Source organism: Methanoculleus taiwanensis (assembly GCF_004102725.1).
Taxonomy (GTDB): domain Archaea; phylum Halobacteriota; class Methanomicrobia; order Methanomicrobiales; family Methanoculleaceae; genus Methanoculleus_A; species Methanoculleus_A taiwanensis.
The window spans coordinates 43,470-66,056 of the sequence record NZ_LHQS01000003.1; the positions used below are offsets into that span (position 1 = coordinate 43,470).

Consider the following 22,587-nt stretch of genomic DNA (forward strand, 5'->3'; position numbering starts at 1 on the left):
CTCTCACCCTCTCAGGATCTCAACTGCTTCGTCTGCCCGCTTTCCTTCGTGTACAATGAGCGCCGCGGCCCGCATCAGCTTCTCCGGAGCGGGGTGCTGGAACGCGTTCCTCCCGATGGAGATACCGGCAGCGCCGCCTTCCATCGCCCCCTCGATCAGTTCGAGGATGGCCATATCGTCGGTCTTGGACCCGCCGGCGACGACCACCGGAACCGGGCAGCCCCGCGTGACCTCGCGGAAACTGTCGGGGTCGCCGGTGTAGACGGTCTTGACGATATCAGCGCCGAGCTCCGCCGCCACCCGGGCGGCGAGTTTGACGTGTTCGACGTCGTGCTCGTTCCCGATCTTCGTGCCGCGGGGGTACATCATCGCAAGCAGCGGCATCCCCCACTCCATGCACTCGATCGCCACCCGCCCGAGGTCTTCGAGCATGCGGGCTTCCGAGTTCGCACCGACGTTGATATGCACCGAGACACCGTCCGCTCCCATCTTAAGTGCGTTCGTGACGGTATTGACGAGCACCTTATCGTTCGGGTCAGGCCCGACGGCGGTGCTCGCCGAGAGATGGAGGATGAGCCCGACGTCTCTGCCGTGCCGCCGGTGGCCGTGCAGGGCAAGCCCCATATGCCCGATCACCACGTTTGCCCCGCCCCCCGCCACGAGGTCGATGGTCTTTCCGAGGTCAATCAGCCCCGGGATTGGCCCAACCGTAACACCGTGATCCATCGGTACGATGATGGTCTTTCCGGTATTACGATCCATGATACGTTCCATGCGAATTTCTTTTCCTCTCATAGACAGATACTCCTCATCCGGCACGTCAGCGATTCTGGTGTGAAAACGCTTCAGTTCCGGGGATAATAACTAAAGGTGCTAAAAAAGCGGAAATAACTGCAGACAGGCAGGCACCATCCGGTGGACGAGCGAACCTGCAGAAGAAGTGTGTCGCTTTGACCTGCACGGCGGATAGATCCTTCGCTACCAGTGATAAAAGCATTCACCGGCGAAAAAACATTCACCACGCATTGATAGTATCATATTTCGTCAATCTATAAATAGGTAAGCACGCAGGATGAGAATTGGCGAGGGGAGAAGAGACCGGGACTCGCCCCGGCAGATATCGACGCTGCCCTGCTTTTTCCGGATAAGAACTCTGTTCCTGCCGATCACTTCCGGATCTTCTTAAATGAGATGACATCTCCGACGGTCGTCGCCATCCTGCCGCCGCCGCGTACCTCGGTCTCGTCGGCCGCGGAATCGATCAGCTTGATGCCGAGCGCCCGCTCGAGTTTCCTCCGGACAGCGTCTTCCGGAATCAGATCGCCTTTCTCGATCTTCTTGATCAGGATTTCACGCTCTTTCGTAGCGTGAGCGAGATCCAGCGTCGACCATTCCTTCTCTTCCCGGGCAGCGCGAATCCGCTCGGCGTAATCGTCAACGATCTCGCCCTCAATCAGGTCGAAGACATCCCTCGGCCTTCTTCGGGGTTGCGGCGTCGAGGCTGCCGGCACTCCGGGCCTTCGCACAGGAGCTCCACCTCGCCGTGATTGCTGGATTTCCTTACCATATTTTGCACATTTGATGCATACACAGAGTTCTGCACCTTCAACCTGGACTGTCTTTGACGGTCCGTGGATAGGAGCGCCGCATAATTCACATTGCATAGTTCTCGCAAAGAACTTTATATCCATTTTACCCTATATAATTAATCGAGGAGACCTATGGGAGATATTGCTCGGCAAGCACCAGACAAGGATACCGGTGAAGATCTTTACCAGTACCTTCTTGAACGGATAACCAACCTCGAAAACCGAAATCTGGAGCTGCGGGAGCAGTTCCGGCAGATGGAGTCCGAAAAACGCTATATCGAAACCCAGAAGATCCGGTACGAGCGGGAGCTCCGGAAGCTCAAGAGCGAGATCGAGCAGCTGCGGAGCCCTCCCCTCGTCATCGGAACGGTCACCGATGTCGTAGACAACAACAGGGTCATTGTACGAAGCAGCGCTGGCCCGCGATTCCTCGTCCGCACATCGCAGCTCATCGATCCCGATCTCCTCAAGCCGGGTGTGCGGTGTACCTTAAACCAGCAGTCCCTCGCCATCGTCGACGTCCTCCCCACGAGCTACGACTCGCAGGTCTACGGCATGGAACTCGTAGAGTCCCCTGACGAGCGTTACGAGAGTATCGGCGGCCTGGAACCGCAAATTGTAGAGATCCAGGAAGCAGTCGAGCTCCCGCTCACAAAACCCCATCTCTTCGAGCAGATCGGCATCGCACCGCCGAAGGGCGTCCTCCTCTACGGCCCTCCCGGAACCGGGAAGACACTGCTCGCGCGGGCGGTCGCGCATCAGACAAACGCGCACTTCCTCCGTGTCGTCGGTTCGGAGCTCGTCCAGAAGTACATCGGCGAAGGGGCGCGGCTCGTGCGCGAGCTCTTCGAACTCGCCAAGCAGAAAGCGCCGTCGATCATCTTCATCGACGAGATCGATGCGATCGGTGCGCACCGGAACGACTCGACGACCTCAGGAGACCGCGAGGTGCAGCGGACGCTCATGCAGCTCCTCGCCGAGATGGACGGGTTCGAGAACCGCGGCGACGTCAAGATCATCGGCGCCACGAACCGGATCGATATCCTGGATCGCGCCCTCCTCCGGCCGGGCCGGTTCGACCGGATCATCGAGATTCCACTCCCCGACTTCCACGGACGGCTGTCGATCATGCATATCCACACGAAGGGCATGAACCTCGGCGAGAACGTCGACCTTGCGGAGGTCGCCCGTCTCACCGAAGGAAAGAACGGTGCCGACCTCCGGGCGGTCTGCATGGAGGCGGGTATGTTCGCGATCCGGAGCGAGCATGAAACCGTCACGCAGGACGACTTCATGAAGGCGATCGACAAGCTCTCCCTGGACTTCGACAAGCATCACATCAACACCTCGTACGGTGCGATGTTTGCCTGAAGAACTCCTTTTTCTCTCCCCCATATCTTTCTCCCGCAGCGAAAGTCCGCGAGCCTGTGCAGTCGATAGTCTCCGGCAAAGACGATACCTCCTGACCGCATTCGCCGGCTGAAAACGCCCGCAGAGGCCAGAGCGGCCCGCGTAACGATTATATCCGGATGCATAACATTGATACCGGAGAATAGAGGTTTATTCGGCTGATGCCCCCTCGCGGGCAATTCCGGGACGGCCCCGCCCGGAAGAGGATACGGCTCTCAAAGCCCGGCGTGCTCGCTCTCCGAGCACCAGACCTCGAGGACGTCGTCCATGCCCTCGAAAGCCTCGCCGTAACTCTCCCGGTCTCTGCCGGGATCCATCTTCACCGACTGAACGAGCCGGCCGTCCAGGATACCGTAGAGCAGGCGGTATTCCCAGGGAGCGGCAAGTTTCGTATCCCGCTCGTAGACCTGTTTTGCGAGCTCGAACGAGCAATACGTCTCGTCCGTTAACCGGAAGAGCACCACCTCGACGTAGCGCCTGATATACCAGCGGATCTCCGAGATGATAGAGAGGCTGCTTGCGAGGGACGCCGTCCTGATCAGCACCCCGAACTCGAGGCGCGAGGGGTGATAGAACCGGAGCACCCCCCGGCTGGTCTCGGATTTCAAAAGGGTGGAGTAGAGGTCGACCCCATCGGCCTGAACCAGCAGCACGTCCATATCAGATGTACATCCGGGTATCCTGGGCCTGGGCCTTGTGCTCCTCGCGTTTTACTTTCTTGATCGCAGCGGTGAAATCATCCTGCTCCACCGCTTCCGCGTCGCGGCGGACCGCTATCATACCGGCTTCGCGGGCGACTGCCTGCAGTTCCGCACCGGTGGTCTTCTCGGTCTGGCTGACGATCGCTTCGAGGTCTACATCCTTCATCGTCATCTTCGCCGTGTGGATCTTCAGGATCTCGCGCCGGGAGTCCGCATCGGGAAGAGGCACCTGTATGATCCGGTCGAACCGGCCCGGCCGGAGGAGGGCGGGGTCGAGCATATCGATCCGGTTGGTTGCAGCCATGATCCGCACGTTTCCACGGTTGCCGAACCCGTCCATCTCGGCAAGGAGCTGCATGAGCGTCCGCTGCACCTCTGCGCTTCCACTCGTTCCATCGTGCATCCGCATGCTACCGATCGCATCGATCTCGTCGATGAAGACGATCGATGGTGCACGCTCCCGTGCAAGGATGAAGAGCTCGCGCACGAGCTGTGCTCCTTCACCGATGTACTTATGCACGAGCTCGCTCCCGGACATCCTGATGAACCGGGCATTCGAGTTGTGGGCGACCGCCTTTGCGATCAGGGTCTTCCCGGTTCCGGGCGGGCCGTAGAGGAGGATGCCCTTCGGAGGCTCGACGCCGATCCGCTCGTAGATCTCGGGTTTGGTCAGCGGGTACTCGACCGCCTCGCGAACCTCTTCTATCTCTTCCTTGAGGCCGCCGACCTGCTCGAACGTGACGTCCGGCTGCTCTTCGAGTTCCATGACGCGGATCCGGGAGTCGAAGACGTTCCCGATGATCTTGACGATGGAGAGCGTGTTATTGACGGCAACCTTCGTGCCCGGTTTGAGGGTGCGGTGCAGTTTTTCGTTCACCGACGTGACGTATTCCTGATTGTTGCCCTGCTGCCGGAGATATACTTCACCTTTGTCCAGTACATCGACCACAACGGCAACAAACAGCGGCACACGTTTCAACTGGCCGTTCTCTTTCCGGAGCTGGACGAGTTCCTTCTCGGCCAGCTCGTTCTTGAGTTTGAAATCCAGGAGCTGCGCCTTCAGATCCTGAATCTGGAGTGCGAGCATGTCGTGCTCACTGCCAGGGTTGTTGCCAATGGTTTCGTCCATGGTACTCATATAGTTGTTTCTCCAACCACTTATTACTGTGGTCGCATGATTCTGAAGGGAAGAGCTATTTCAAAAGGGTCGGGCAGGGGAGAGCTCCTCGTCAGCCCTGCGCCGATCTCATTTCTCTCCGGTGTTGATCCGGAAACGGGCATCGTCATCGAGAAAGGCCATCCGCTCGAGGGCGAGAGTGTTGCCGGTCGTGTCCTTGCATTCCCGTACGGGAAGGGATCGACGGTCGGTTCGTACGTCATCTATGCGCTGGCGCAGAACGGCCGGGCTCCTGCTGCTATCATCAATACAGAGGCTGAAGCGATCATCGCCGTCGGGGCAATCATCGCCGGGATTCCCATGATCGACAGCCTCCCCGCGGATCTCTCCGATCTTCCGGGCGGCAGCATCGTGACGGTCGACGGAGACACCGGCGAGCTCGCCTGCGACGATGCCACGTGAGAAGTATCGGGCGAAAGGCTGATACCATCACGGGTGTCACCGAAGGACCACGATGAATACGTACCGGCCGAAGACTGCCGAGACCTACTACGACGTCCTCGGCATCAGCCGTGAAGCGAACGCGGATGAAATCAAAGCCGCATACCGGAGCCTCGCCAAACAGTATCACCCCGATATCAGCACCGCCCCGGGCGCCCAGGAGAGATTCCTGAAGGTTCAGGAGGCATATGACACCCTCTCCGATCCCGAGAAGCGAGCCGAGTATGACAGGCTCCTTGCGGCCGGTACTGCCTATTCCCCATACCGCACTCCGGGCGGGGGTGCGTCCGCCGCATACCGGCAGGCGAAATCCCGGACTTATTACTATCACTACTCTCCGAACGAAGGCTTTTCATCATCAGAAAGACCCGGAGAGGCCACTCCCATAAGCCGATCCTCTCTCGCGCTGATCCTGCTCAGCGGCATCCTGATGATCGTCGTGCTCGTGTTCCGGGTGCTGCTCGGAATCCTCTTTGCCGGAAATAGGAAAAACGAGCGGTGACGTTACGGCATCCGCTTCATCGGACTGACGTTCGAGCCCTCCATGTTGCCGCCCGCAAAGGCGTACCGCTCCCGGATTGTGGGCGGCAGCTCCCGCTCGCTGATGAGCGCAAAGCCGAAGGATGCGTAGAACGAGACGAGATCGTTTGTCGAATGCATGTACAATACGTCGTTCCCACAGGCGGAGACGAGCGCTTCAACGGCCTTCTTCGCGTATCCCCGTCCCCTGAACTCTTCGGGAGTGAAGACACCGTCGACCTCCCTCCCGTCCGGATGCCGCCGGCACCGGGCGAGGCTGACGAGGTTGCCGTCAAGGAAAACGCCGAAGATCCGGTCGGTCTCCTTATTCGCCTTCTGTTGGTGATACCCCTTCCAGATCGCCTCTGCCTTCGGAAACTCCTCCGGTGCAAGTTCACGGGCTTCCACAGCGAGTGACAGAACGGGGTATTTTACAAGAACCGGACGACGGGCTCGTTTTGCCACGTCGGCTACCGTAGTTCCGAGAGGAATATCTCTGAAGTAGTCCTGCTCGCCGTACCGGGAGATGAGGATCAGAGAGGCATCCTCTTCCTCGGCGAGATCGGTGATCTCCTGGCTCGGGTTTCCGAACCGCACGATCGTCCTGACGGAGAGTCCTTCGCGCGCAAGTTCCGCCGCAAGCCCGGAGAGCTTTCTCTCCGCCTCCTCGATCCCCGCGACCAGTTCCTCTTTTGTCTCTGCGCTCCTGATGACATGAACAAGGATAAGTTCCGGGATATCCTCTATTCGTCCGACAAAATCGATCACCATCCGGGAAGGCCTCGAGAAATCGACCGGACAGAGCACCCGTGAGAAGATATTCGTCCGGCACGCCTCCGGAGCCGCGTCCCGGTAGCGGGTGATCAGGATATCGACGGTGCTTCGGCGAAGGACGTCGGATGAGACGCTCCCAAGGAAGTATCCCTGGATGATCCCCTTACCCCGTGCACCGATAACAATCAGCGGAATCTGTTCGCCGGCAGCACGTGAGACAACTGCTCCGGCGATGTCACCGTCCCGGACGATATCGAGGATAACTATCGGCTCAAGGCCGAGCTCCTCCACCCGTTCGCTCTGTATCGCCAGTCGGCGCTCTGCATGCTCCGCAGGCGTCTCGAACGTCTGACCGGAGAGCCATGTCCGCATCGACGCACTCTCCGCATCAAGGGCATGGAGCAGCATCACTTCCCTGACTCCGGGGATCTGTCCAAGGCACTCTACAGTTCTCATCGAGTACTCGGAGAAATCGGTCGGTACCAATACCCTCTCAAACATGATGATCTCCGCACCGGATATCTGTTCATAGGGCGGTTGCTCATTAAAATATACCCATTTCGACCGCCCCGAAGGACGCCCATCCGCGACCGGGGGCAGACCAGCCCACCGCTTCAGCTTCCGCCCTAAAATGCCTTAGATCGACCCTTAAGCGCATTATAACCGGCAACTTCACTGGAGAGCAATAACTACTTAATGCTCAATAACGATAGTATAAAGAATACGTTGATGTGTATATCCGGTTTTTTTTGCGGACGGGCGGGTGATTCCGCCAGATAAACAGAGCGTGACAGATGGTTTTTTTTGGAAATAGGCCTGGAGCAACGATAACGGTATCAGTGCTGCTGGTGGATGACGACCCTTCCCTGCTCGAAGCTACCCGCATCTTCCTTGAGAGGAAAGAAGGTTTCTCCGTCAGATGCGCACTCTCGGCACGAGAAGCGCTCGAGGCTGCCAGGAAGACCCGCTTCGACGTCATCGTCTCCGGTTACGATATGCCGGAGCAAACCGGAATAGAACTGCTTCAGGAACTTCGGACGCGAGGGGACGAGACCCCGTTCATCGTATTCACCGGCAAGGGCAGAGAGCACGTCGCAATCGAAGCCCTCAACAGCGGAGCAGACTTTTATCTTCAGAAGGACGCCGACGTTCCGGCCGTCTTCGCCGAACTCGAGCAGATGCTCCAGAAGGCGGCCCAGCGCGGCTGGACCGAGGCTGCCCTCAAAGCGAGCGAGGAGCGCTACCGTGCCGTCGTCGAGAGCCAGACGGAACTTATCAGCCGGTTCAGCCCCGACTGGATCATCCTCTTCGTTAACGAGGCCTACTGCAGATACTTCGGAAAACAAGGTACTGAGATTATCGGGCACCGGTTCAGGCCGGCGATCCCGAGGGAAGAGCAGGCGCTTGTCCGGGATCACTTCGCCTCGCTCACCCCCGACAATCCCGTCGCCTCCCTCGAACACCGTATAATCATGCCGGATGGAGAGATCCGCTGGCAGCAGTGGAGTGATCGGGCAATCTTCGACTCTCACGACCGGCTTCTCGAGTACCAATCGGTCGGCCGCGACGTGACGGAACGAAAAATCGCAGAGGAGGCACTTCGGCAGTCCGAGGCGCGCCTCTCAAAGATCATCAACCATCTGCCGGAACCGACATTTGCTATCGACAAAAACGCACGGGTCATCGCCTGGAACAGGGCACTTGAGGACCTGACCGGCGTAGCTGCCGGCGAGATGGTCGGTGCAGGCGGGTACGGGTATGCAGTTCCCTTTTATGGGGAGAAGCAGCCGGCACTGGCCGATTATATCCTCAGGCCCGATGCGGCGGCCCTGCAGCGGTACACGTTGATCACGGAGAAAGAGGACGAACTGGCTGCGGAAGTGACATTCCCGCTCCCGCAGTGGAACGGACGTATCTTCTGGATCAAAGCGACACCTCTCTACGACAACAACGGCTCGGTCGTCGGTGCTATCCAGTCAGTCCGCGATGTTACCGAGATGAAGCGGGCAGAGGCCGAGAGAGACCGGTTACTTGACGAGATTGAAAGGCGAAAACGCCTCCTCGATACGATCTTCGACGTGACGCCCGTCCAGTTTTACGTTTACGACAGGGATCTGCGGTACCTCTACGTCTGCTCGAAAGGCGCTGAAGAGCGGAACGTAAAACCGGAAGAGATGATCAGAAAGACCTGGCGTGATCTCGGCATGCCGATAGGGATCATGGAACCGATCGAACGGCAGCTCCGGATTGTACTCTCGACCGGCTCTCACCTGCAGGGAGAGTATACCTATCCGACCGCGAGCGGCGACAAGGAGTACCTGTACGAGCTGACACCGATCTACGGCAGCGACGGGGGGGTCGAAGCGGTGGTCTCGACGGTGATCGATATCACCGAGAGAAAGAAGGCAGAAGAGGCGGTCATGCAGACCAACCGGAAGTTAAACCTCCTCAACAGCGTCACGCGGCACGACGTCCACAATCAGCTCACCATCCTGATCGGTTACCTGCACCTCTCATGCGAGCATACCGACGATCCGCTTCTGCAGGAGTTCATCGGCAAGATGCAGGGGGCGGCAAAGACAATTCACCGCCAGATTGCCTTCACCACCGATTATCAGGATATCGGTGTCCAGTTCCCTGCCTGGCAGAACCTCCCCGACGCCGTCGCCCGTGCAACGGCCTCGCTTGATACGGGAGCGGTCACGATATTCGTAAACGTACGCGGCATCGAGATCTTTGCCGATCCGCTCCTTGAGAAAGTATTCTACAACCTTCTCGACAACGCCACCAGGCACGGCGGCCCTATCACCCGGATCCGCATATACGACAGGATAACCGATTCCGGGCTGAAGATCATATGCGAGGACGACGGAAGCGGGGTGCCTGCGCATAAGAAAGAACAGATCTTCAAGCGGGGTTTTGGGAATAATACCGGGTACGGCTTATTTCTGGCGCGGGAAATCCTCTCCATCACTCATCTTTCGATCGAAGAGACCGGCACGCCCGGGATCGGTGCACGCTTCGAGATCTCTGTCCCGAATGGTTCGTATCGCTCAACCAGCTCGGGCGACGCCTGCATACCGGCACGTCTGCCGGAGCACGACCCCGCCGGGTCTCACTGATACCCACCCTCCCCGACAGCGCTCTTCTGCCGTGCCGGAACAGGACAGGGCCAAGGGTTATGGTATGCGAGTGCATGTATGCCGTGATCCCACGCGAAGGTGACACGATGGAGAAAGTGAAACGGTATCGGTGCAGGATATGCAACTACATCTACTCCCCCGTCCGGGGCGAGCCGCACCGGGGTGTACCCGCCGGCACGGCGTTCGAAGATCTGCCTGACGATTACATCTGCCCGGTCTGCGGGGCGACGGGTAAAGGCCCCGTCGGAAAATGGGGTTTTGTTCCCTGGGAACCGACGAAGTACATCTGTAAGATCTGCGGGTATATCTACGATCAGAAACGAGGTGAGCCCCGCCGGGGCTTTCCGGAAGGCACGGCGTTTGAAGATCTTCCGGAGGATTACACCTGCCCGATCTGCGGTATGGATCCGAGAATATCCGAGTTCTACGGGCCGGTCGGCAAGGCGCAGTTCGACCCGATCCTCGACGTATAAGAGAGGGGTGCGGGTGCCGTCACCCCCGACCCTTTGCTTGCCGGGGCATACTTTTCTTTGCGCCTTTTACAGGACAGCACAGAACCCGGGCTCTCCATCTTCCGGATACCCGTCAAGTGTTACAGCAGGGTTTTTGCAGATCTTCCAGCGGAAAGTACGGTCGGACAGGGAGCTTCATCGCATTGTCGGACAAAGAGAGAGAACTCATTAAGGAGCAGGTGTACCCAAATATAAGCAATCGCTCAGGGGTATGCGAGGCATATGGATATATTCGGCAATATTCTGGGGCAGGGAAAGAATCCAAATCCATGGATCAATAAAGGGAACACTCAGGCGGAAGCGGGCAACTATCTCGAAGCAGCCAAGAGTTATGAGAAAGCCTTAAAGATCGATTCTGAAAACGCACCCGTCTGGTACTCGCTCGGAACGGTGCTCTCCTGCCTCGGGAGGTACGAAGAAGCGGCCGAGTGCCTCAGGAGAGCCGCAGAGAAGAACCCGGAGGATCTCGGGACGCTGCGCACGCTCGGCCACGTCCTCGCGAGGCTCGGCATCTACCAGGAGGCCGCAGACTGTTTCGGCACCGTCGCCCTGCGCGAACCCGCCGACACCGCGGCATGGTATGAGCGCGGGGAGATGCTTGAACGGCTCGCCCGGTACCGGGAAGCAAGAGAGGCTTTTGAACGGGTGCTCGACAGCCACCCCGAGAACACTGTCGCACGCCGTCGGCTTGCCCTGCTGCTCGACCGGCTCGGGGAGTACGGTTCTGCGGCGGAGGAGTACGACCGGCTCGTGAAAGCCGATCCGGACGATATCGATGCGCTCGCGAGACAGGGCGCCGCGCTCGAGCGGTCGGGCGATCATACCGGCGCGGTTGCCTGCTTTGACCGCGTGCTTGAGAAAAAACCGGAGGATACGGATACCCTGTACCTGAAGGCCCGTGCATACGAAGGTGCCGGCCGATTCCGCGAGGCTGCCGGCTGTTACGGTGCGATCACGACTCTCCGCCCCGAAGACGTGCCCGCCTGGTACCAGCGGGGGATCAACCTTACGAGGGATGGCGACTACCGCGAGGCGGCCGCCTGCTTCGACAAGGTCGCCCTGCACGACCCCGACCAGGTCCTGGTTCGCTATACGATGGGGCTTGTCTATGACACCCTCGGCCAGTACGACCGCGCTGTCAAGGCATTCGATCAGGTTCTGAAACACGACCAGACGAAATTCCACGTATGGTACAACCGCGGCATCTCGCTCTTCAGGCTCGGCCACTACGCCGAGGCGGTGCGGTCGTTCGACCGGGTGATGGAGAAGAAACGGGACGGCGGGGTAAGATGGAGCGGAACCGGCAGCGACCTGAGCCTCTTTGACCGCGATGAGGCCGTCGCGTCACAGAAGAGACCCGCGAGCTACGATGCACGGGACCGGGTCATGCTGTACCATCGCGGCGTGGCACTCCTGCATCTCGGCCGCTACGAGGAGGCAGAGGAGAGTTTTGCCCGCCTGCTTGAGATCGAACCCGAAAACATCCGTGTACTGGTGAACAGCGGTGTTGCACACCTCCACCTCGGGCGCTACGAGGCGGCGGATGAGTGTTTCAGGGCCGCCCTTGCAGGCGAGCCGCATAACGCCGTTGCCATGGCGATGCGGGCGGATGCGCTCATGAACCTCGGCAGATACGAGGAGGCTCTCGAGTGCCTCGATCATGTCCTGAAAGAGGACGGCGAGAGCGTGATGGCGCTTCAGGAGCGCGGAACGGCACTGATGCACCGTTCCAGATACCACGAGGCCGTCGAGACCTTCAATGCGCTTCTCCGCATCAATCCGGGCGACGGTGCAGTGCTGAAGAGCAAAGGAAAGGCTCTCCTCCAGCTCGGACGGTATCCGGATGCACTCCTCTGCTTCGAGCAGGTTCTGGAAAAGAGTCCCGACGATCTCGGAAGTCTCCTCGAGATGGGAACGGCGCTCGAGAGGCTCGGCAGATATGAGGATGCTCTCTCCTGCATCGACCGGGTGCTGCAGGTAGATACCGACGATACCGGGACGCTCCTCCGGAAAGCAAGAATCTGCGAAGAGCAGGGACGGCTTTCGGGTGCGTGCGACTGCTACCGACGCCTCTCCGAAGAGTCCCCGTCGGATTCGGGGTACCTGCTGAACCTGGGGATGGTACTTGCAACGCTCGGGCGATTTACCGAAGCATCGGACTGCTTTACGCAGGTCACAAAAGCCGAACCGGACAACCTCTTCGCCCTGCTCCACCGCGGATTCGTGCTGCTGCACCTCGGGGAGTACGCAGAAGCGGCAGAATCGTTCGAGCGGATTGTGCAGGAGAACCCGGGCGACGCCGGTGCAACCTTCGCCCTCGCGACGGCGCTTCACCGGCTCGGCATGGATCAACGCGCCATCGAGTGCTGCGACCGGGTGCTCGCCGCCGATCCGGCGAACGCAGCAGCGTTGAAGATACGTGCCGGCTCGCTCGAACAGCTCGGGAGGCACGAGGAGGCGGCAGCCGGATTCGAGCAGTACCTTGCCGCGACACCGGGCGACCTGCGTGCCCGGATGGCGTACGGCATGGCGCTCGAGAAGGCCGGGAAATACAGCGACGCCATCAAGAGTTACGCACAGGTGCTCCAGGAAGACGATACGAACAATGAAGCCTGGCATATGCTGGCGAACGCGCTCGTCCACATGGGACGCTACGAGGATGCACTCGAGTGTTCGGACAGCATTCTCGAGATCAACGCCGAAGACCGGTCTGCATGGCAGCAGCGGGGCGAGATATACTCCTGGCTCGGCAGGTACGGTGACGCGGAGCAGTGCTACGAGAAGGTGCTCGCCGCCGATCCCGGGGACCTGGCCTCGCGCCGCGGCCTTGCCGATGCGCTCGAAAAAGCGGGGAAGTACAGAGAGGCGCTGGCCGAGTATACGGCAATCCTCGACCAGGAACCGACGAATATCGATATGCTCTACGCTAAGAGCACGGCACTCATCCGCCTCGGTCAGTATGCCGACGCAATAAAGCCGGTCGACAAGATCGTCGTGCTCCAGCCCGAGAGTGCGGCGGCGCTCTTCATGCGGGGGACGGTCCTTGAGAAGATAGGCAGGTTCGACGATGCCCTGAAGAGTTACGAGACCGCGCTCCAGGTCGATCCGGGGAACGCCGTTATCTGGAACGCAAAAGGTATGCTCCTCGATACCTTCGGGAGGTACGCCGATGCAGTGGCGGCATTCGACCGTGCGGCGGCTCTCTGCAGCGACGACGTCAGCATTCTCTTCAATAAAGCGATCGCCCTTGCGCACCTCGGCGAGAACGACGCCGCACTCGGCTGTCTCGACCGGGTGATCGCGGCAAATCCGAATCATGCACAGGCGCTGTACCGCAAAGGCAGGGTCCTCGATCGTCTCGGCAAGTATCGCGAGGCGGCGGACTGTTTCAGTCGTGCCGTCGAGATGAATGGTTATCAGTAGTGGGGTGTTTGGAATGCAGTGGAAGAATCCGGTGACGGCAGCGTTTCTGGTCTGCTGTATGGTTGTGCTCGCAATGGTAAGCGGATGCATGGGGAGCAGCGGGGCGGCGACCGCCAAGAACGGCGATACCGTCAGAGTGGAGTATACCGGGACGTTGGCGAACGGCACCGTCTTCGACAGTTCTGAAGGAAGAACGCCTCTCGAGTTTACTATAGGGACGGGAGCGGTGATTCCGGGTTTTGATGCGGCCGTAACCGGGATGCAGGTCGGGGAGTCGAAGACGGTCACCATACCCGCAGATCAGGCGTACGGCGAATACCGTGAAGACCTGATCCTTAATCTCGACCGGAGCAGGTACCAGAGCTCGACCGCTCCCACGGTCGGGCAGCAGCTGCAGATCAGCACCGCGGACGGCAGGCTGATCAGTGCACGGGTGATCGACGTCAACGAGACGACGATCACCGCCGACGTCAACCATCCGCTTGCCGGGGAAGACCTGACGTTTGCGATCACGTTAGTCGAGATCGCCTGATCCCCTTTCGGGCACTTTTTTTCAGAAGGGTAACGCTGCATATCACCAGCTCAACGCTCTGTCAAGCGGAGATGGCGAATACAGGAGACCGGAGTACGCTGGTGCGCTTACCCGGCTTCGGGGAGAGCCGCTGAAGAGAGCAGCACCGGTGTACGACCCGCAGGGCATTCTATGGAAAGTCATGGCCTTCAGGCCTGAAACTCGACTCTTCCCCACTTCTTATCGATCCGGCCGAGGAGCAGATACGCTGCAATACCGAGCAGAGCAGACAGGCCAAGCTCGGCCAGCAGCATATCGGGAGAGAACGAGAGGACGATAAGCACGATGAGCGCGGGCGCCACGGCCAGCGCGTAGACGGTCATCACTCTGTAGTCGAACATCAGGCTGTTCGTAAAGATACCGGTCATGTACGCCGTCAGCACTCCCGTGTACCCCGAAACCATGAACATGGTGAAGAGGCTGACAGGAAGCAGCGCGAGTTCGCCCCTGGAAAGAGCGATCAAACAGAGGTAGATTACCGATATGACGGTGTTGAGGACGACAAACAGGATGAGCTTCGCCTTGATCACGTCGGTCATGGTGACGGGCAGTATCCGGTAGTTTGCGTTGTTGTCGATGTTGTTCAGCCATCCGTAGACCAGAGACGCGAAGAACCCGATGATGACGGCGTAGAAGACCGTGGTAAACGGCAGGCCGATCACTTCGCCGTCGCTCACGAGGATCATCACGTTCGAGAGCATCCAGAGCAGGCCGGAGAGAAACAAGAGGGGGAAGACGAAGGAGAAGAGCACCGATCCGAGCCCTCCGCTCCGCACAAGATCGATCCACTCTTTGGCCGCCAGCGCGGAGTAGCGCCCGGCCGGCCGGAATCTGTCCCGGACACCGCCAAAGTTGCTTTTGTATCGCTTCTCAACAGGGTGCGGCGTCTCCCGGATGAAGTAGAGCGAGAATGCGGAGAGAACGACAAAGACGGCCAGCGACAGCACAATATCGGACACCGACCCGCCGACGTATGCCCCGACGGTCGGGACGAACCTGCCGATACCTGAGAGTGCGCTCGCCTGCCCGAGAGACGCCGCGTATACCAACCCGGTTATGGCGAATACCATCACGGCAAACAGCACTTTGCTTCGCACGACGACCGTGGAGAGAGCGAAGCTCCCTGAAACGCCGAGCAGGAACGAGAGGATGAACGTCAGCGCCGCCAGGGGGAGATCGACGGAGAGGCCGGTGACGAACGTGGAGGTGTACAGGCCGAAGAGTACGGGCAGCACGTTCATGCAGACGTAGTAGAGAATATCCTTGAAGTAAAAATACGCGAAGACTTTTTTGTTGGATATCGGCAGGGTGCCCGGAATGGTAAGGAGCAGTCTCACGCCCGGCATGCGGCGTTCCAGTATCGTCTCCTGAAAAAGAGCCATGCCGCCGACCAGCATGCCGGAACCGAGGACGCAGACCTGTCCCAGCGTGACGAGCTCGTACGAGGAGAGCGACATGCGCATCGGCATGAGCATCAGTCCCATGAGTCCCGCCAGAACCAGTATAAAGACCGGGTACATGAGGAACGAGCTCCTGAACATGGACGACTGAGCCCGGTATTCCTCTTTGAGCAGCAGCCAGAAGAGGTTCGCGCTCATGGGCATACCCCTCTCATGCGCACTCCTCCTGTACCAGCCTCATGAAGACGTCCTCCAGGCTCTCCCGGGATTTCTTGAGCTCCGAGAGCTTCCCGCATGCTATCAGCCTGCCGTCGTACAGGATACCGGCGCGGTCGCAGAGCTTCTCGGCGATCTCGAGGATGTGGGTAGAGAGGAACACCGTCCCACCTTCTTTTACGTAAGACCGCAGGTAGTCCTTCATGGCGTGCTGCACGATCGGGTCGAGGTCGAGGAACGGCTCGTCGAGGAAGAGCAGCTTCGGCTCGTGTACCAGTGCAGCCGATACGATCACCTTCTTCTTCGTACCTTTGCTGAGATCCTTGCAGAGCACATCCTGTTTCTGTCCGAGATCGAAGAACTCGATCCAGTGATCGATCCGGGACGCATGATCGCTCACATTCCGAATGCTGCAGACCAGGTCCAGGTATTCCCTGACGGTCAGGAAACTCGGTGGATACTCCGACTCCGGCACGATGCCTACCGCCTTTTTAACGCCGATGGGATCCTTCGCAACATCGATGCCCATCACGTTCGCGGTTCCCGAGGTGGGTTCGAGAGATCCTGTCAGTACGCCGATCGTCGTCGACTTGCCCGCGCCGTTCGGCCCGAGGAGGCAGAACGATTCGCCTTCGGCAACCTCAATGCAAAGATCGGAGAGCGCCTCGAGTTTTCCATACTGCTTTGTCAGGTTCTGTGTAACGATCGCCGGCATGAAAGAGATCATGCCCTGTTTTACCTTTAAATGGTAAATAATTAGCCATATGCCCTTACTGTCGAGAGAAAAACAGACATGAGGCATTCCGCAGATCTCTGATCGCGTAATACTCTTCATATTCCTTCCGGAGCAGCCGCACGATCTCTGCAACGCCACGGTTATACTGGCGGCAATTACCGTCGCCCCCTCCGGGATGCGGGGTTACGCTCCACCCTCCTCCGATCCGCTCCGCTCTGCAACAGATTTCACGAGCACCTTATCGACCCGGTATCCGTCCATATCCATCACCTCGAAGCGGAGATCGTGCCACTCGAACGCATCGCCCGTGACCGGGGTCCGTTCAAGGTAGGTCATCACAAACCCGCCGATGGTCTGGTAATACCCGCGCTCCTCCCCGGGAAGCAGTCCGATATCAAAGATATCACGGAACTCCTCGACCGGGAGCATGCCGTCGAGGAGCCACGACCCGTCGGGGCGCTGCACGGCCGCGAGTTCGACCGGCTGCTCCGCAGAGGGGATCTCGCCGACGATCGCCTCCAGAATATCGTGGAGCGTGATCAGCCCCTGAAAACTCCCGTACTCGTCGGTGACAAGGGCGATCTGGGTTCCCAATATTTTAAACTGCTCGAGCACCCGTAATGCCGGGATGCTCTCCGGCACGAAGAGCGGCTCCTCGAGCGTCTGCTTCAGGCCGGGCATCTCTCCCCGTGCCGTGCGTGCCCAGAGATCCCTGACCGAGACGATTCCGATGACGGTATCGAGGTTCTCCCGATATACGGGGAAGTTTGAGTGCCCGCTCTCGATCATCTTCGTCCAGTTCTCCTCCTCCGGATCGTCGATATCAAGGCCGACAACCTCCGGCCGGGGCGTGATGAGCGAACTGACCCTTCTGTCGGCCAGACGGAAGACCCGGTCGACCATATCCTGTTCGGCCTCTTCAAAGACCCCTGCCCGGGTGCCCTGCTCGATCAAAATCCGCACATCCTCCTCGGTCACCTCAGGGCCTGCCGGTTTCCTGGCGCCGAACAGCAGCAGCACCGCCTCAGTCGAGAGACTGAGCAGGCGGACGACAGGTGATGCGACGATCGAGAGGAGGCGCATCGGGCGGGCGACGAGCGAGGCGATCTGCTCGGCGTTGGCGAGTGCCAGGCGTTTCGGGACGAGCTCTCCTATAACCAGCGTCAGATACGTGATGACGAGCACGACGATACCGATGCCGAGCGTCCCGCTGTACGGCGCGGTGATCGGATACCCTTCGAAGAACGACGCGAGCAACCCGGCAAGGGTCGCACCACCGAAGGCGCCTGCGAGAATGCCGATGACCGTGATGCCGATCTGGACGGTGGAGAGAAACGATGTCGGCTCTTCTGCGAGCTCGAGCGCAATTCGGGCATTCGTATCCCCTGCCGCCGCCTGCTGCTGCAACCGGATCTTCCGCGCCGAGACGATGGCGAATTCGCTCATCGAGAAGATGCCATTTGCAAGGATCAACAACAGGATAATGATGATATCGGTGGTGGCAGGCATAGTGTAAGGGACAGTTGCTCTTGCGGGTATTAAGTGTTTATTCAGGCATTCCTCAACCCCCGGCCCGGCGGCTGGATATCCTTCCTCCCGTTTTTGCCGTCGCTCCGGTTCTGCCGGGTGGGTAGACTGAGTACGAAACCCGGATACCCGCGAATGTGCATCGTGCCGCGCCATTCCCAAAGGTATTATAACAATTCCCGGCATGAGGTCTGTGAGGTGGAGATTGGATGGTGGATATCGGAGAACCGGCACCGGACTTTGTACTCACCGATCAGAACGGCGATCGGTTCACTCTCTCGGATTATCAGGGCAGGCGGATCGTTCTTTCATTCCACCCGCTTGCGTGGACGAGCACCTGCACGGGGCAGATGAAAGCACTCGAGGAGCACTGGCAGGAGTTTGACTCCCTTAATACGATCGCCGTCGGAATCAGCGTCGACTCGGTACCCTGCAAGAAGGCGTGGGCACGGGACATAGGGCTTGAGATGACAACCCTGCTTGCCGATTTCTGGCCGCACGGCGCCGTAGCCCAGGAGTATGCTACCTTCGATGCCGAGAGGGGCGTCGCGTACCGTGCAACCATCATCGTCGATGAGTTCCAGCGGATTATGTTTACAAAGCGTTACGCACCGGCGGAGACCCCCGACATAACAGAGGTGATAGCGGCGCTGCGCGAGCAGGAACTTGAACGCATCGAGGACATTCAGGTTCCGAAGATCTGACCCAGCATCGGAGGATGATGAGAGCAGCCTCCCTCGACCTCCCGATGCCCTTATCGCGTCACCGGCCGAGGGTGTATCATGGATACGCGGGAATCACCGAAAACATACTTCTCGGAGGTGCAGCATTTTCGCCAGCCGCTGCTCTGGCTCTTTCTCCTTGCCGTTGCGGTGCTTTCCCTGTATGCCGTCGTATCCCAGATTGTCTTCGGAATACCGTTCGGAACCCGGCCCGCATCGGACGTCCTCCTCGTCGCCATCTGGCTGATCTTCGGTCTCGGGTTCCCCCTCTTCTTCGCCCTCCTCACCCTCACCGTGGAGGTGCGTGCCGACGGCCTCTGGTACCGGTTCTTTCCGCTGCACCTCTCCTTCCACCGGATAGCCTGGGATGAAGTGGCGGAATGTGAGGTGCGTACCTACCGGCCGCTCCTCGAATTCGGCGGCTGGGGTATCCGCTACGGCGGGAGAGATAGAAAGGCATACAACGTCAGCGGAGACCGGGGTGTCGAGTTCCGGCTGAAGAACGGAAAGAGCGTGCTCTTCGGCTCGGCACGACCGGAGGAGTTCGCGGCGGCAGTGCGGACGAGGCTGCAGAAGCGGCACTGACAGCGTCACCCGGGCAGGCGGGCGAAACCCTTATGCCTTTCCTATGAGTTTCAGGAGCTGTGCCTCTGACGCGATCGGGTCTGCTCTTCGCAGCGGTCATTCTTGCCCTGTATGCCGGTATCACCGCAGCTGTGCTGACGTCGCCCTATGGAGATCCGCTCAATGTCATGGTACGGCTCCTTGCCCTCTGGGGCTTCATCGCTCTCTCCATCGCGACGATTCTGACCCCGTTTCTCCGGGATATCCGGCGGGTGTTCGGCAGGCCGTTTCTTGCGGTCCACCATACCTTTGCCGCCGTCGGCATCCTCCTCCCGACGCTCCACCCGGTGGCCGCTGCCATCAACGCGGCAGACCTGGCCGTCTTCATCCCGGTCTTCAGCCCCTGGACTACCTTCTGGGTGCTCGCGGGGAGGCCCGCGCTCTATATCCTCTACATCGCCCTCGCAGGCGTGCTGCTCCGAACGTATATCCGGGAGTACTGGCGGTGGGTGCACGGCCTGATGTACGTCGCGCTCGTCCTCGCCGTCGTTCACGGGAACCTGATCGGGACCGACTTTCAGAGCCCGATCGTGCGATGGACTATCAATACGCTCTTCGTCCTCACCATCGCAACCTTCGTTATCCGGCGGTGGCAGATGATGACGCGGGCGAAGAAGAGAAGACCACAGAGTGCCTGAAGGGTCACCGACCGGGAAGGACGAGTCTCCCATGAAGCGACGCTACCCGTTCCTGCTGTCCATCCCCCACAGAGGGGAAGTGATCCCGCCCGAGGTGCAGGGCCGGACCGCGATCACGAGGAGGGACATCCTCTACACGGGCGACCCCGAGACCCGGCGGCTCTATAACTTCAGGAAGCACGTCGCAGCCTGCAGCACGACCGAGATAGCCCGGCTGATCGTCGACCTCAACCGGGCACCCTACTACGCCCCGTTCATGAGCCCCGACGGCATCATTAAAAGGGTCACTCACGAGGGCGTGCCCGTCTACCGGGAGGGGATGTACCCTGACCGGAGGCTGATCCGGGAGCTTCTCGCGAAGTACTACTACCCCTATCACCGGGATCTCCTGGCGGCGCTGAAGACCGGGAACATCCGGCTCGCGCTCGACTGCCACAGCATGCTCCCGTATCCGCCTCCCATGGCAGGGGGCGAGAAGCGCCCCCGGCCGCTCTTCTGCCTCAGCAACGGAGGAGACCTGCAGGGAAAGCCGACACGGAGCGGCACCGTCACCTGCCCGCCCGCGTGGCTCTCGGCACTCGCCGAAGCATTCCGGGAGGAGTTCCGGGGCGAAGGGGATGTAGCGCTCAACAATCCCTTCCGCGGAGGGTTCATCTCCCAGGCACACTACCGGCATACCGGCGTCCCCTGGATTCAGATCGAGATCAATCGCGGAATCTACGAGAGCGACGGCATCTTCGAGCCTGAACGAGGTTCTGTCGACAAATCCCGGATCCGCGACCTCTCAGGCAGGATCTTCTCGGCGATCGCGTCCTTCTGGAACAGTCTGCCCGATGAAGAAACAGGCACCGATTGAGCGGTCGGGCACTGTGATCCACTGCTCACGTAAAACGCTCTCATGCCCTTTGAAGTCGGAAATTCACCACAAAATACGAGATCCTGCCGGGCAGGAGATACTATGTCGGATGGGGATCAATAATAGAGTGATGGCTCCGATCCGCCTGATCCTCGAGCGATACTTCGGACACCGCGAGTTCCAGCCCTATCAGGAAGAGATCATCGGCGATCTCCTCAAAAAGCGGGACGTCCTTGCGGTGCTGGCAACCGGCGGGGGCAAGTCACTCTGCTACCAGCTGCCAGCCCTCCTCGGTGACGGGACGACGCTCGTCGTCTCGCCGCTCATCGCGCTCATGAAGGATCAGGTGGACGAGCTCCAGGCACGCGGCGTTGCAGCCGAGTCGCTGAACAGCTCGGTCTCTTACACGAAGCTCCGGCAGATCACAACCGATCTTGCGGAGAACCGGATCTCGCTCCTCTATCTCTCCCCGGAGCGGGCGGTGAGCCGGGAATTTTTAAAAGCCATTGCAGACGTCCGGATCTCGCTGATCGCCATCGATGAGGCGCACTGCATCTCCATGTGGGGACACCAGTTCAGACCGGAGTACAGGGATCTCCGCCTCCTGAAAGAGCGATTCCCGGACACACCCGTCGTCGCCCTGACGGCGACCGCGACCCCCGATGTCCGGGAGGATATCATACGGCAACTCAATCTCTGCGACCCGAAGGTCTACGTCGGCACCTTCGACCGCAAAAACCTCCGCTACTCCGTCGAGCGCCGGGGTGCCGACGTCTACTCCCGGATACGGGCGTACCTGCAGCAGCACCCGGGAGAGGCCGGGATCGTCTACTGTGCGACCAGAGACCAGACGGAATCGCTCGCCCGCAGGCTCAAAGAGGACGGATTTTTAGCCCTCCCCTACCATGCGGGCCTCAGCACACGGATGCGGTCCCGGGCACAGGAGCAGTTCCTCGCCGGAGAGATACCGATCATCGCTGCAACAACAGCCTTCGGGATGGGGATCGATAAGCAGGACGTGCGGTTTGTCATGCACGACGGCATGCCCCGCGACCTCGAGGCCTACTACCAGGAGACCGGAAGAGCCGGGCGGGACGGAAAGCCGGGCGACTGTATCCTCTTCTACGACGAAGAGGATGAGCGGCGGATAAGGCAGCTGATCGCCCGCGATTATAGCAGCGAGCTGCAGCGGGAGATTGCACGAAAGAAACTCGATGCATTCTCCGGGTACTGTAAAACGACGGAGTGCCGGCGAAGGTGGATCCTCTCATACTTCGGCGAAGAGAACGGAAAAGAGAGATGTGGTGCCTGCGACAACTGCACCCAAAAAAGGAGAGCGAAAAAAAGCGGTTCCCGTGCCGCACCCCGGGCAGGCATCATTTAATACCGGACCTGACAGAGAGTACTGCTCATGAAGAAGTTGACACGCTCACGAAACGACCGGATGGTTGCCGGCGTCATAGGCGGGCTCGGGGAATACTTCAACGTAGATGCAAACCTCATCCGGGTGTTATGGGTCATCATCACCGTCTTTACGGGTTTCATCCCCGGGATCGTCGCCTACCTCCTCCTCTGGCTCATCCTCCCGCAGGAGTAGAGCGACCCGGC

The 22,587-nt window shown here is 59.6% G+C and carries 21 protein-coding genes; 13 read left to right on the plus strand and 8 right to left on the minus strand.

The window, feature by feature from the left end; genetic code table 11:
• Window positions 1–3 precede the first annotated feature (3 nt).
• Together ABH15_RS10740 and ABH15_RS10745 are read right to left on the minus strand one after the other, a co-directional pair.
• Complete coding sequence (locus ABH15_RS10740) at window positions 4–795, minus strand: 2-amino-3,7-dideoxy-D-threo-hept-6-ulosonate synthase (protein ID WP_128694400.1); 792 nt, start codon at window positions 793–795, stop codon at window positions 4–6.
• A gap of 371 nt (window positions 796–1,166) precedes the next feature.
• On the minus strand, window positions 1,167–1,691 hold the full coding sequence (locus tag ABH15_RS10745) for a multiprotein bridging factor aMBF1 (protein ID WP_338323535.1): 525 nt from the start codon (window positions 1,689–1,691) through the stop codon (window positions 1,167–1,169).
• A 30-nt stretch (window positions 1,692–1,721) separates the two neighbouring features.
• Here ABH15_RS10745 and ABH15_RS10750 point away from each other — a divergent pair, with 30 nt between their 5' ends.
• Entirely contained in the window at window positions 1,722–2,960 is a 1,239-nt protein-coding gene (locus ABH15_RS10750) for a proteasome-activating nucleotidase (protein ID WP_128694402.1), read from the plus strand.
• Between the two features lie 254 nt (window positions 2,961–3,214).
• Here ABH15_RS10750 and ABH15_RS10755 read toward each other — a convergent pair whose 3' ends face one another.
• Window positions 3,215–3,658 (minus strand): DUF5804 family protein, encoded by a 444-nt coding sequence (locus ABH15_RS10755; RefSeq protein WP_128694403.1) that lies wholly within the window; start codon window positions 3,656–3,658, stop codon window positions 3,215–3,217.
• A 1-nt stretch (window position 3,659) separates the two neighbouring features.
• Window positions 3,660–4,838 carry a proteasome-activating nucleotidase gene (locus ABH15_RS10760; protein ID WP_128694404.1) on the minus strand — a complete coding sequence of 393 codons (1,179 nt, stop codon included), beginning with the start codon at window positions 4,836–4,838 and terminating at the stop codon, window positions 3,660–3,662.
• Window positions 4,839–4,874: 36 nt separating this feature from the next.
• On the opposite strand from ABH15_RS10760, the gene ABH15_RS10765 reads away from it, so the two are divergent.
• Window positions 4,875–5,279, plus strand: a complete 405-nt coding sequence (locus ABH15_RS10765) for a DUF126 domain-containing protein (RefSeq protein ID WP_128694405.1) — start codon at window positions 4,875–4,877, stop codon at window positions 5,277–5,279.
• 52 nt (window positions 5,280–5,331) lie between these two features.
• On the plus strand, window positions 5,332–5,820 hold the full coding sequence (locus ABH15_RS14090; RefSeq protein ID WP_128694406.1) for a DnaJ domain-containing protein: 489 nt from the start codon (window positions 5,332–5,334) through the stop codon (window positions 5,818–5,820).
• Window positions 5,821–5,822: 2 nt separating this feature from the next.
• On the opposite strand, the gene ABH15_RS14110 is transcribed toward ABH15_RS14090, so the two are convergent.
• The gene (locus tag ABH15_RS14110) at window positions 5,823–7,112 is read right to left on the minus strand and encodes a GNAT family N-acetyltransferase (RefSeq protein WP_128694407.1); all 1,290 of its coding nucleotides are present in this window, start codon (window positions 7,110–7,112) and stop codon (window positions 5,823–5,825) included.
• A gap of 338 nt (window positions 7,113–7,450) precedes the next feature.
• On the opposite strand from ABH15_RS14110, the gene ABH15_RS10780 reads away from it, so the two are divergent.
• The 4 genes from ABH15_RS10780 to ABH15_RS10795 all read left to right on the plus strand — a co-directional run bounded on the left by ABH15_RS10780 (window position 7,451) and on the right by ABH15_RS10795 (window position 14,221).
• Entirely contained in the window at window positions 7,451–9,733 is a 2,283-nt protein-coding gene (locus ABH15_RS10780; RefSeq protein WP_206633452.1) for a response regulator, read from the plus strand.
• Window positions 9,734–9,840: 107 nt separating this feature from the next.
• On the plus strand, window positions 9,841–10,227 hold the full coding sequence (locus ABH15_RS10785; protein ID WP_128694409.1) for a rubredoxin: 387 nt from the start codon (window positions 9,841–9,843) through the stop codon (window positions 10,225–10,227).
• Between the two features lie 261 nt (window positions 10,228–10,488).
• The gene (locus tag ABH15_RS10790) at window positions 10,489–13,689 is read left to right on the plus strand and encodes a tetratricopeptide repeat protein (protein ID WP_128694410.1); all 3,201 of its coding nucleotides are present in this window, start codon (window positions 10,489–10,491) and stop codon (window positions 13,687–13,689) included.
• A 13-nt stretch (window positions 13,690–13,702) separates the two neighbouring features.
• A complete protein-coding gene (locus tag ABH15_RS10795) occupies window positions 13,703–14,221 on the plus strand; it encodes an FKBP-type peptidyl-prolyl cis-trans isomerase (protein WP_206633453.1) in 519 nt (172 codons plus the stop codon).
• A 188-nt stretch (window positions 14,222–14,409) separates the two neighbouring features.
• Here the strand turns inward: ABH15_RS10795 and ABH15_RS10800 are convergent, their stop codons facing one another.
• The 3 genes from ABH15_RS10800 to ABH15_RS10810 form a co-directional block, all read right to left on the minus strand.
• Window positions 14,410–15,858: a hypothetical protein gene (locus ABH15_RS10800; protein ID WP_128694411.1), complete on the minus strand. Its 1,449-nt coding sequence runs from the start codon at window positions 15,856–15,858 to the stop codon at window positions 14,410–14,412.
• A gap of 13 nt (window positions 15,859–15,871) precedes the next feature.
• Window positions 15,872–16,591, minus strand: a complete 720-nt coding sequence (locus ABH15_RS10805; RefSeq protein ID WP_128694412.1) for an ABC transporter ATP-binding protein — start codon at window positions 16,589–16,591, stop codon at window positions 15,872–15,874.
• A gap of 204 nt (window positions 16,592–16,795) precedes the next feature.
• Window positions 16,796–18,121, minus strand: coding sequence for a hemolysin family protein (locus ABH15_RS10810; protein WP_128694413.1), 1,326 nt, complete (start codon window positions 18,119–18,121; stop codon window positions 16,796–16,798).
• Between the two features lie 227 nt (window positions 18,122–18,348).
• Here ABH15_RS10810 and ABH15_RS10815 point away from each other — a divergent pair, with 227 nt between their 5' ends.
• The 6 genes from ABH15_RS10815 (at window position 18,349) to ABH15_RS10840 (ending at window position 22,576) form a co-directional block, all read left to right on the plus strand.
• A complete protein-coding gene (locus ABH15_RS10815) occupies window positions 18,349–18,843 on the plus strand; it encodes a peroxiredoxin (protein ID WP_174719428.1) in 495 nt (164 codons plus the stop codon).
• A 78-nt stretch (window positions 18,844–18,921) separates the two neighbouring features.
• Window positions 18,922–19,446: a DUF6141 family protein gene (locus tag ABH15_RS10820; protein ID WP_128694414.1), complete on the plus strand. Its 525-nt coding sequence runs from the start codon at window positions 18,922–18,924 to the stop codon at window positions 19,444–19,446.
• A gap of 59 nt (window positions 19,447–19,505) precedes the next feature.
• A complete protein-coding gene (locus ABH15_RS10825) occupies window positions 19,506–20,123 on the plus strand; it encodes a hypothetical protein (RefSeq protein ID WP_128694415.1) in 618 nt (205 codons plus the stop codon).
• A gap of 31 nt (window positions 20,124–20,154) precedes the next feature.
• Window positions 20,155–20,979: an N-formylglutamate amidohydrolase gene (locus ABH15_RS10830; protein WP_128694766.1), complete on the plus strand. Its 825-nt coding sequence runs from the start codon at window positions 20,155–20,157 to the stop codon at window positions 20,977–20,979.
• Window positions 20,980–21,109: 130 nt separating this feature from the next.
• Window positions 21,110–22,363: a RecQ family ATP-dependent DNA helicase gene (locus tag ABH15_RS10835; protein ID WP_128694416.1), complete on the plus strand. Its 1,254-nt coding sequence runs from the start codon at window positions 21,110–21,112 to the stop codon at window positions 22,361–22,363.
• Window positions 22,364–22,390: 27 nt separating this feature from the next.
• Window positions 22,391–22,576 (plus strand): PspC domain-containing protein, encoded by a 186-nt coding sequence (locus ABH15_RS10840; protein WP_128694417.1) that lies wholly within the window; start codon window positions 22,391–22,393, stop codon window positions 22,574–22,576.
• Window positions 22,577–22,587 lie beyond the last annotated feature (11 nt).

Coding starts and splice junctions, on each gene's coding strand:
- ABH15_RS10835 (WP_128694416.1), top strand. CDS start 21,110: ATGGCTCCGATCCGCCTGATCCTCGAGCGATACTTCGGACACCGCGAG.
- ABH15_RS10820 (WP_128694414.1), top strand. CDS start 18,922: ATGGATACGCGGGAATCACCGAAAACATACTTCTCGGAGGTGCAGCAT.
- ABH15_RS10765 (WP_128694405.1), top strand. CDS start 4,875: ATGATTCTGAAGGGAAGAGCTATTTCAAAAGGGTCGGGCAGGGGAGAG.
- ABH15_RS10795 (WP_206633453.1), top strand. CDS start 13,703: ATGCAGTGGAAGAATCCGGTGACGGCAGCGTTTCTGGTCTGCTGTATG.
- ABH15_RS10815 (WP_174719428.1), top strand. CDS start 18,349: ATGGTGGATATCGGAGAACCGGCACCGGACTTTGTACTCACCGATCAG.
- ABH15_RS10805 (WP_128694412.1), bottom strand. CDS start 16,591: ATGCCGGCGATCGTTACACAGAACCTGACAAAGCAGTATGGAAAACTC.
- ABH15_RS10785 (WP_128694409.1), top strand. CDS start 9,841: ATGGAGAAAGTGAAACGGTATCGGTGCAGGATATGCAACTACATCTAC.
- ABH15_RS10840 (WP_128694417.1), top strand. CDS start 22,391: ATGAAGAAGTTGACACGCTCACGAAACGACCGGATGGTTGCCGGCGTC.
- ABH15_RS10790 (WP_128694410.1), top strand. CDS start 10,489: ATGGATATATTCGGCAATATTCTGGGGCAGGGAAAGAATCCAAATCCA.
- ABH15_RS10830 (WP_128694766.1), top strand. CDS start 20,155: ATGAAGCGACGCTACCCGTTCCTGCTGTCCATCCCCCACAGAGGGGAA.
- ABH15_RS10740 (WP_128694400.1), bottom strand. CDS start 795: ATGAGAGGAAAAGAAATTCGCATGGAACGTATCATGGATCGTAATACC.
- ABH15_RS10760 (WP_128694404.1), bottom strand. CDS start 4,838: ATGAGTACCATGGACGAAACCATTGGCAACAACCCTGGCAGTGAGCAC.
- ABH15_RS10800 (WP_128694411.1), bottom strand. CDS start 15,858: ATGAGCGCGAACCTCTTCTGGCTGCTGCTCAAAGAGGAATACCGGGCT.
- ABH15_RS10810 (WP_128694413.1), bottom strand. CDS start 18,121: ATGCCTGCCACCACCGATATCATCATTATCCTGTTGTTGATCCTTGCA.
- ABH15_RS10755 (WP_128694403.1), bottom strand. CDS start 3,658: ATGGACGTGCTGCTGGTTCAGGCCGATGGGGTCGACCTCTACTCCACC.
- ABH15_RS10745 (WP_338323535.1), bottom strand. CDS start 1,691: ATGGATATAAAGTTCTTTGCGAGAACTATGCAATGTGAATTATGCGGC.
- ABH15_RS14090 (WP_128694406.1), top strand. CDS start 5,332: ATGAATACGTACCGGCCGAAGACTGCCGAGACCTACTACGACGTCCTC.
- ABH15_RS14110 (WP_128694407.1), bottom strand. CDS start 7,112: ATGTTTGAGAGGGTATTGGTACCGACCGATTTCTCCGAGTACTCGATG.
- ABH15_RS10750 (WP_128694402.1), top strand. CDS start 1,722: ATGGGAGATATTGCTCGGCAAGCACCAGACAAGGATACCGGTGAAGAT.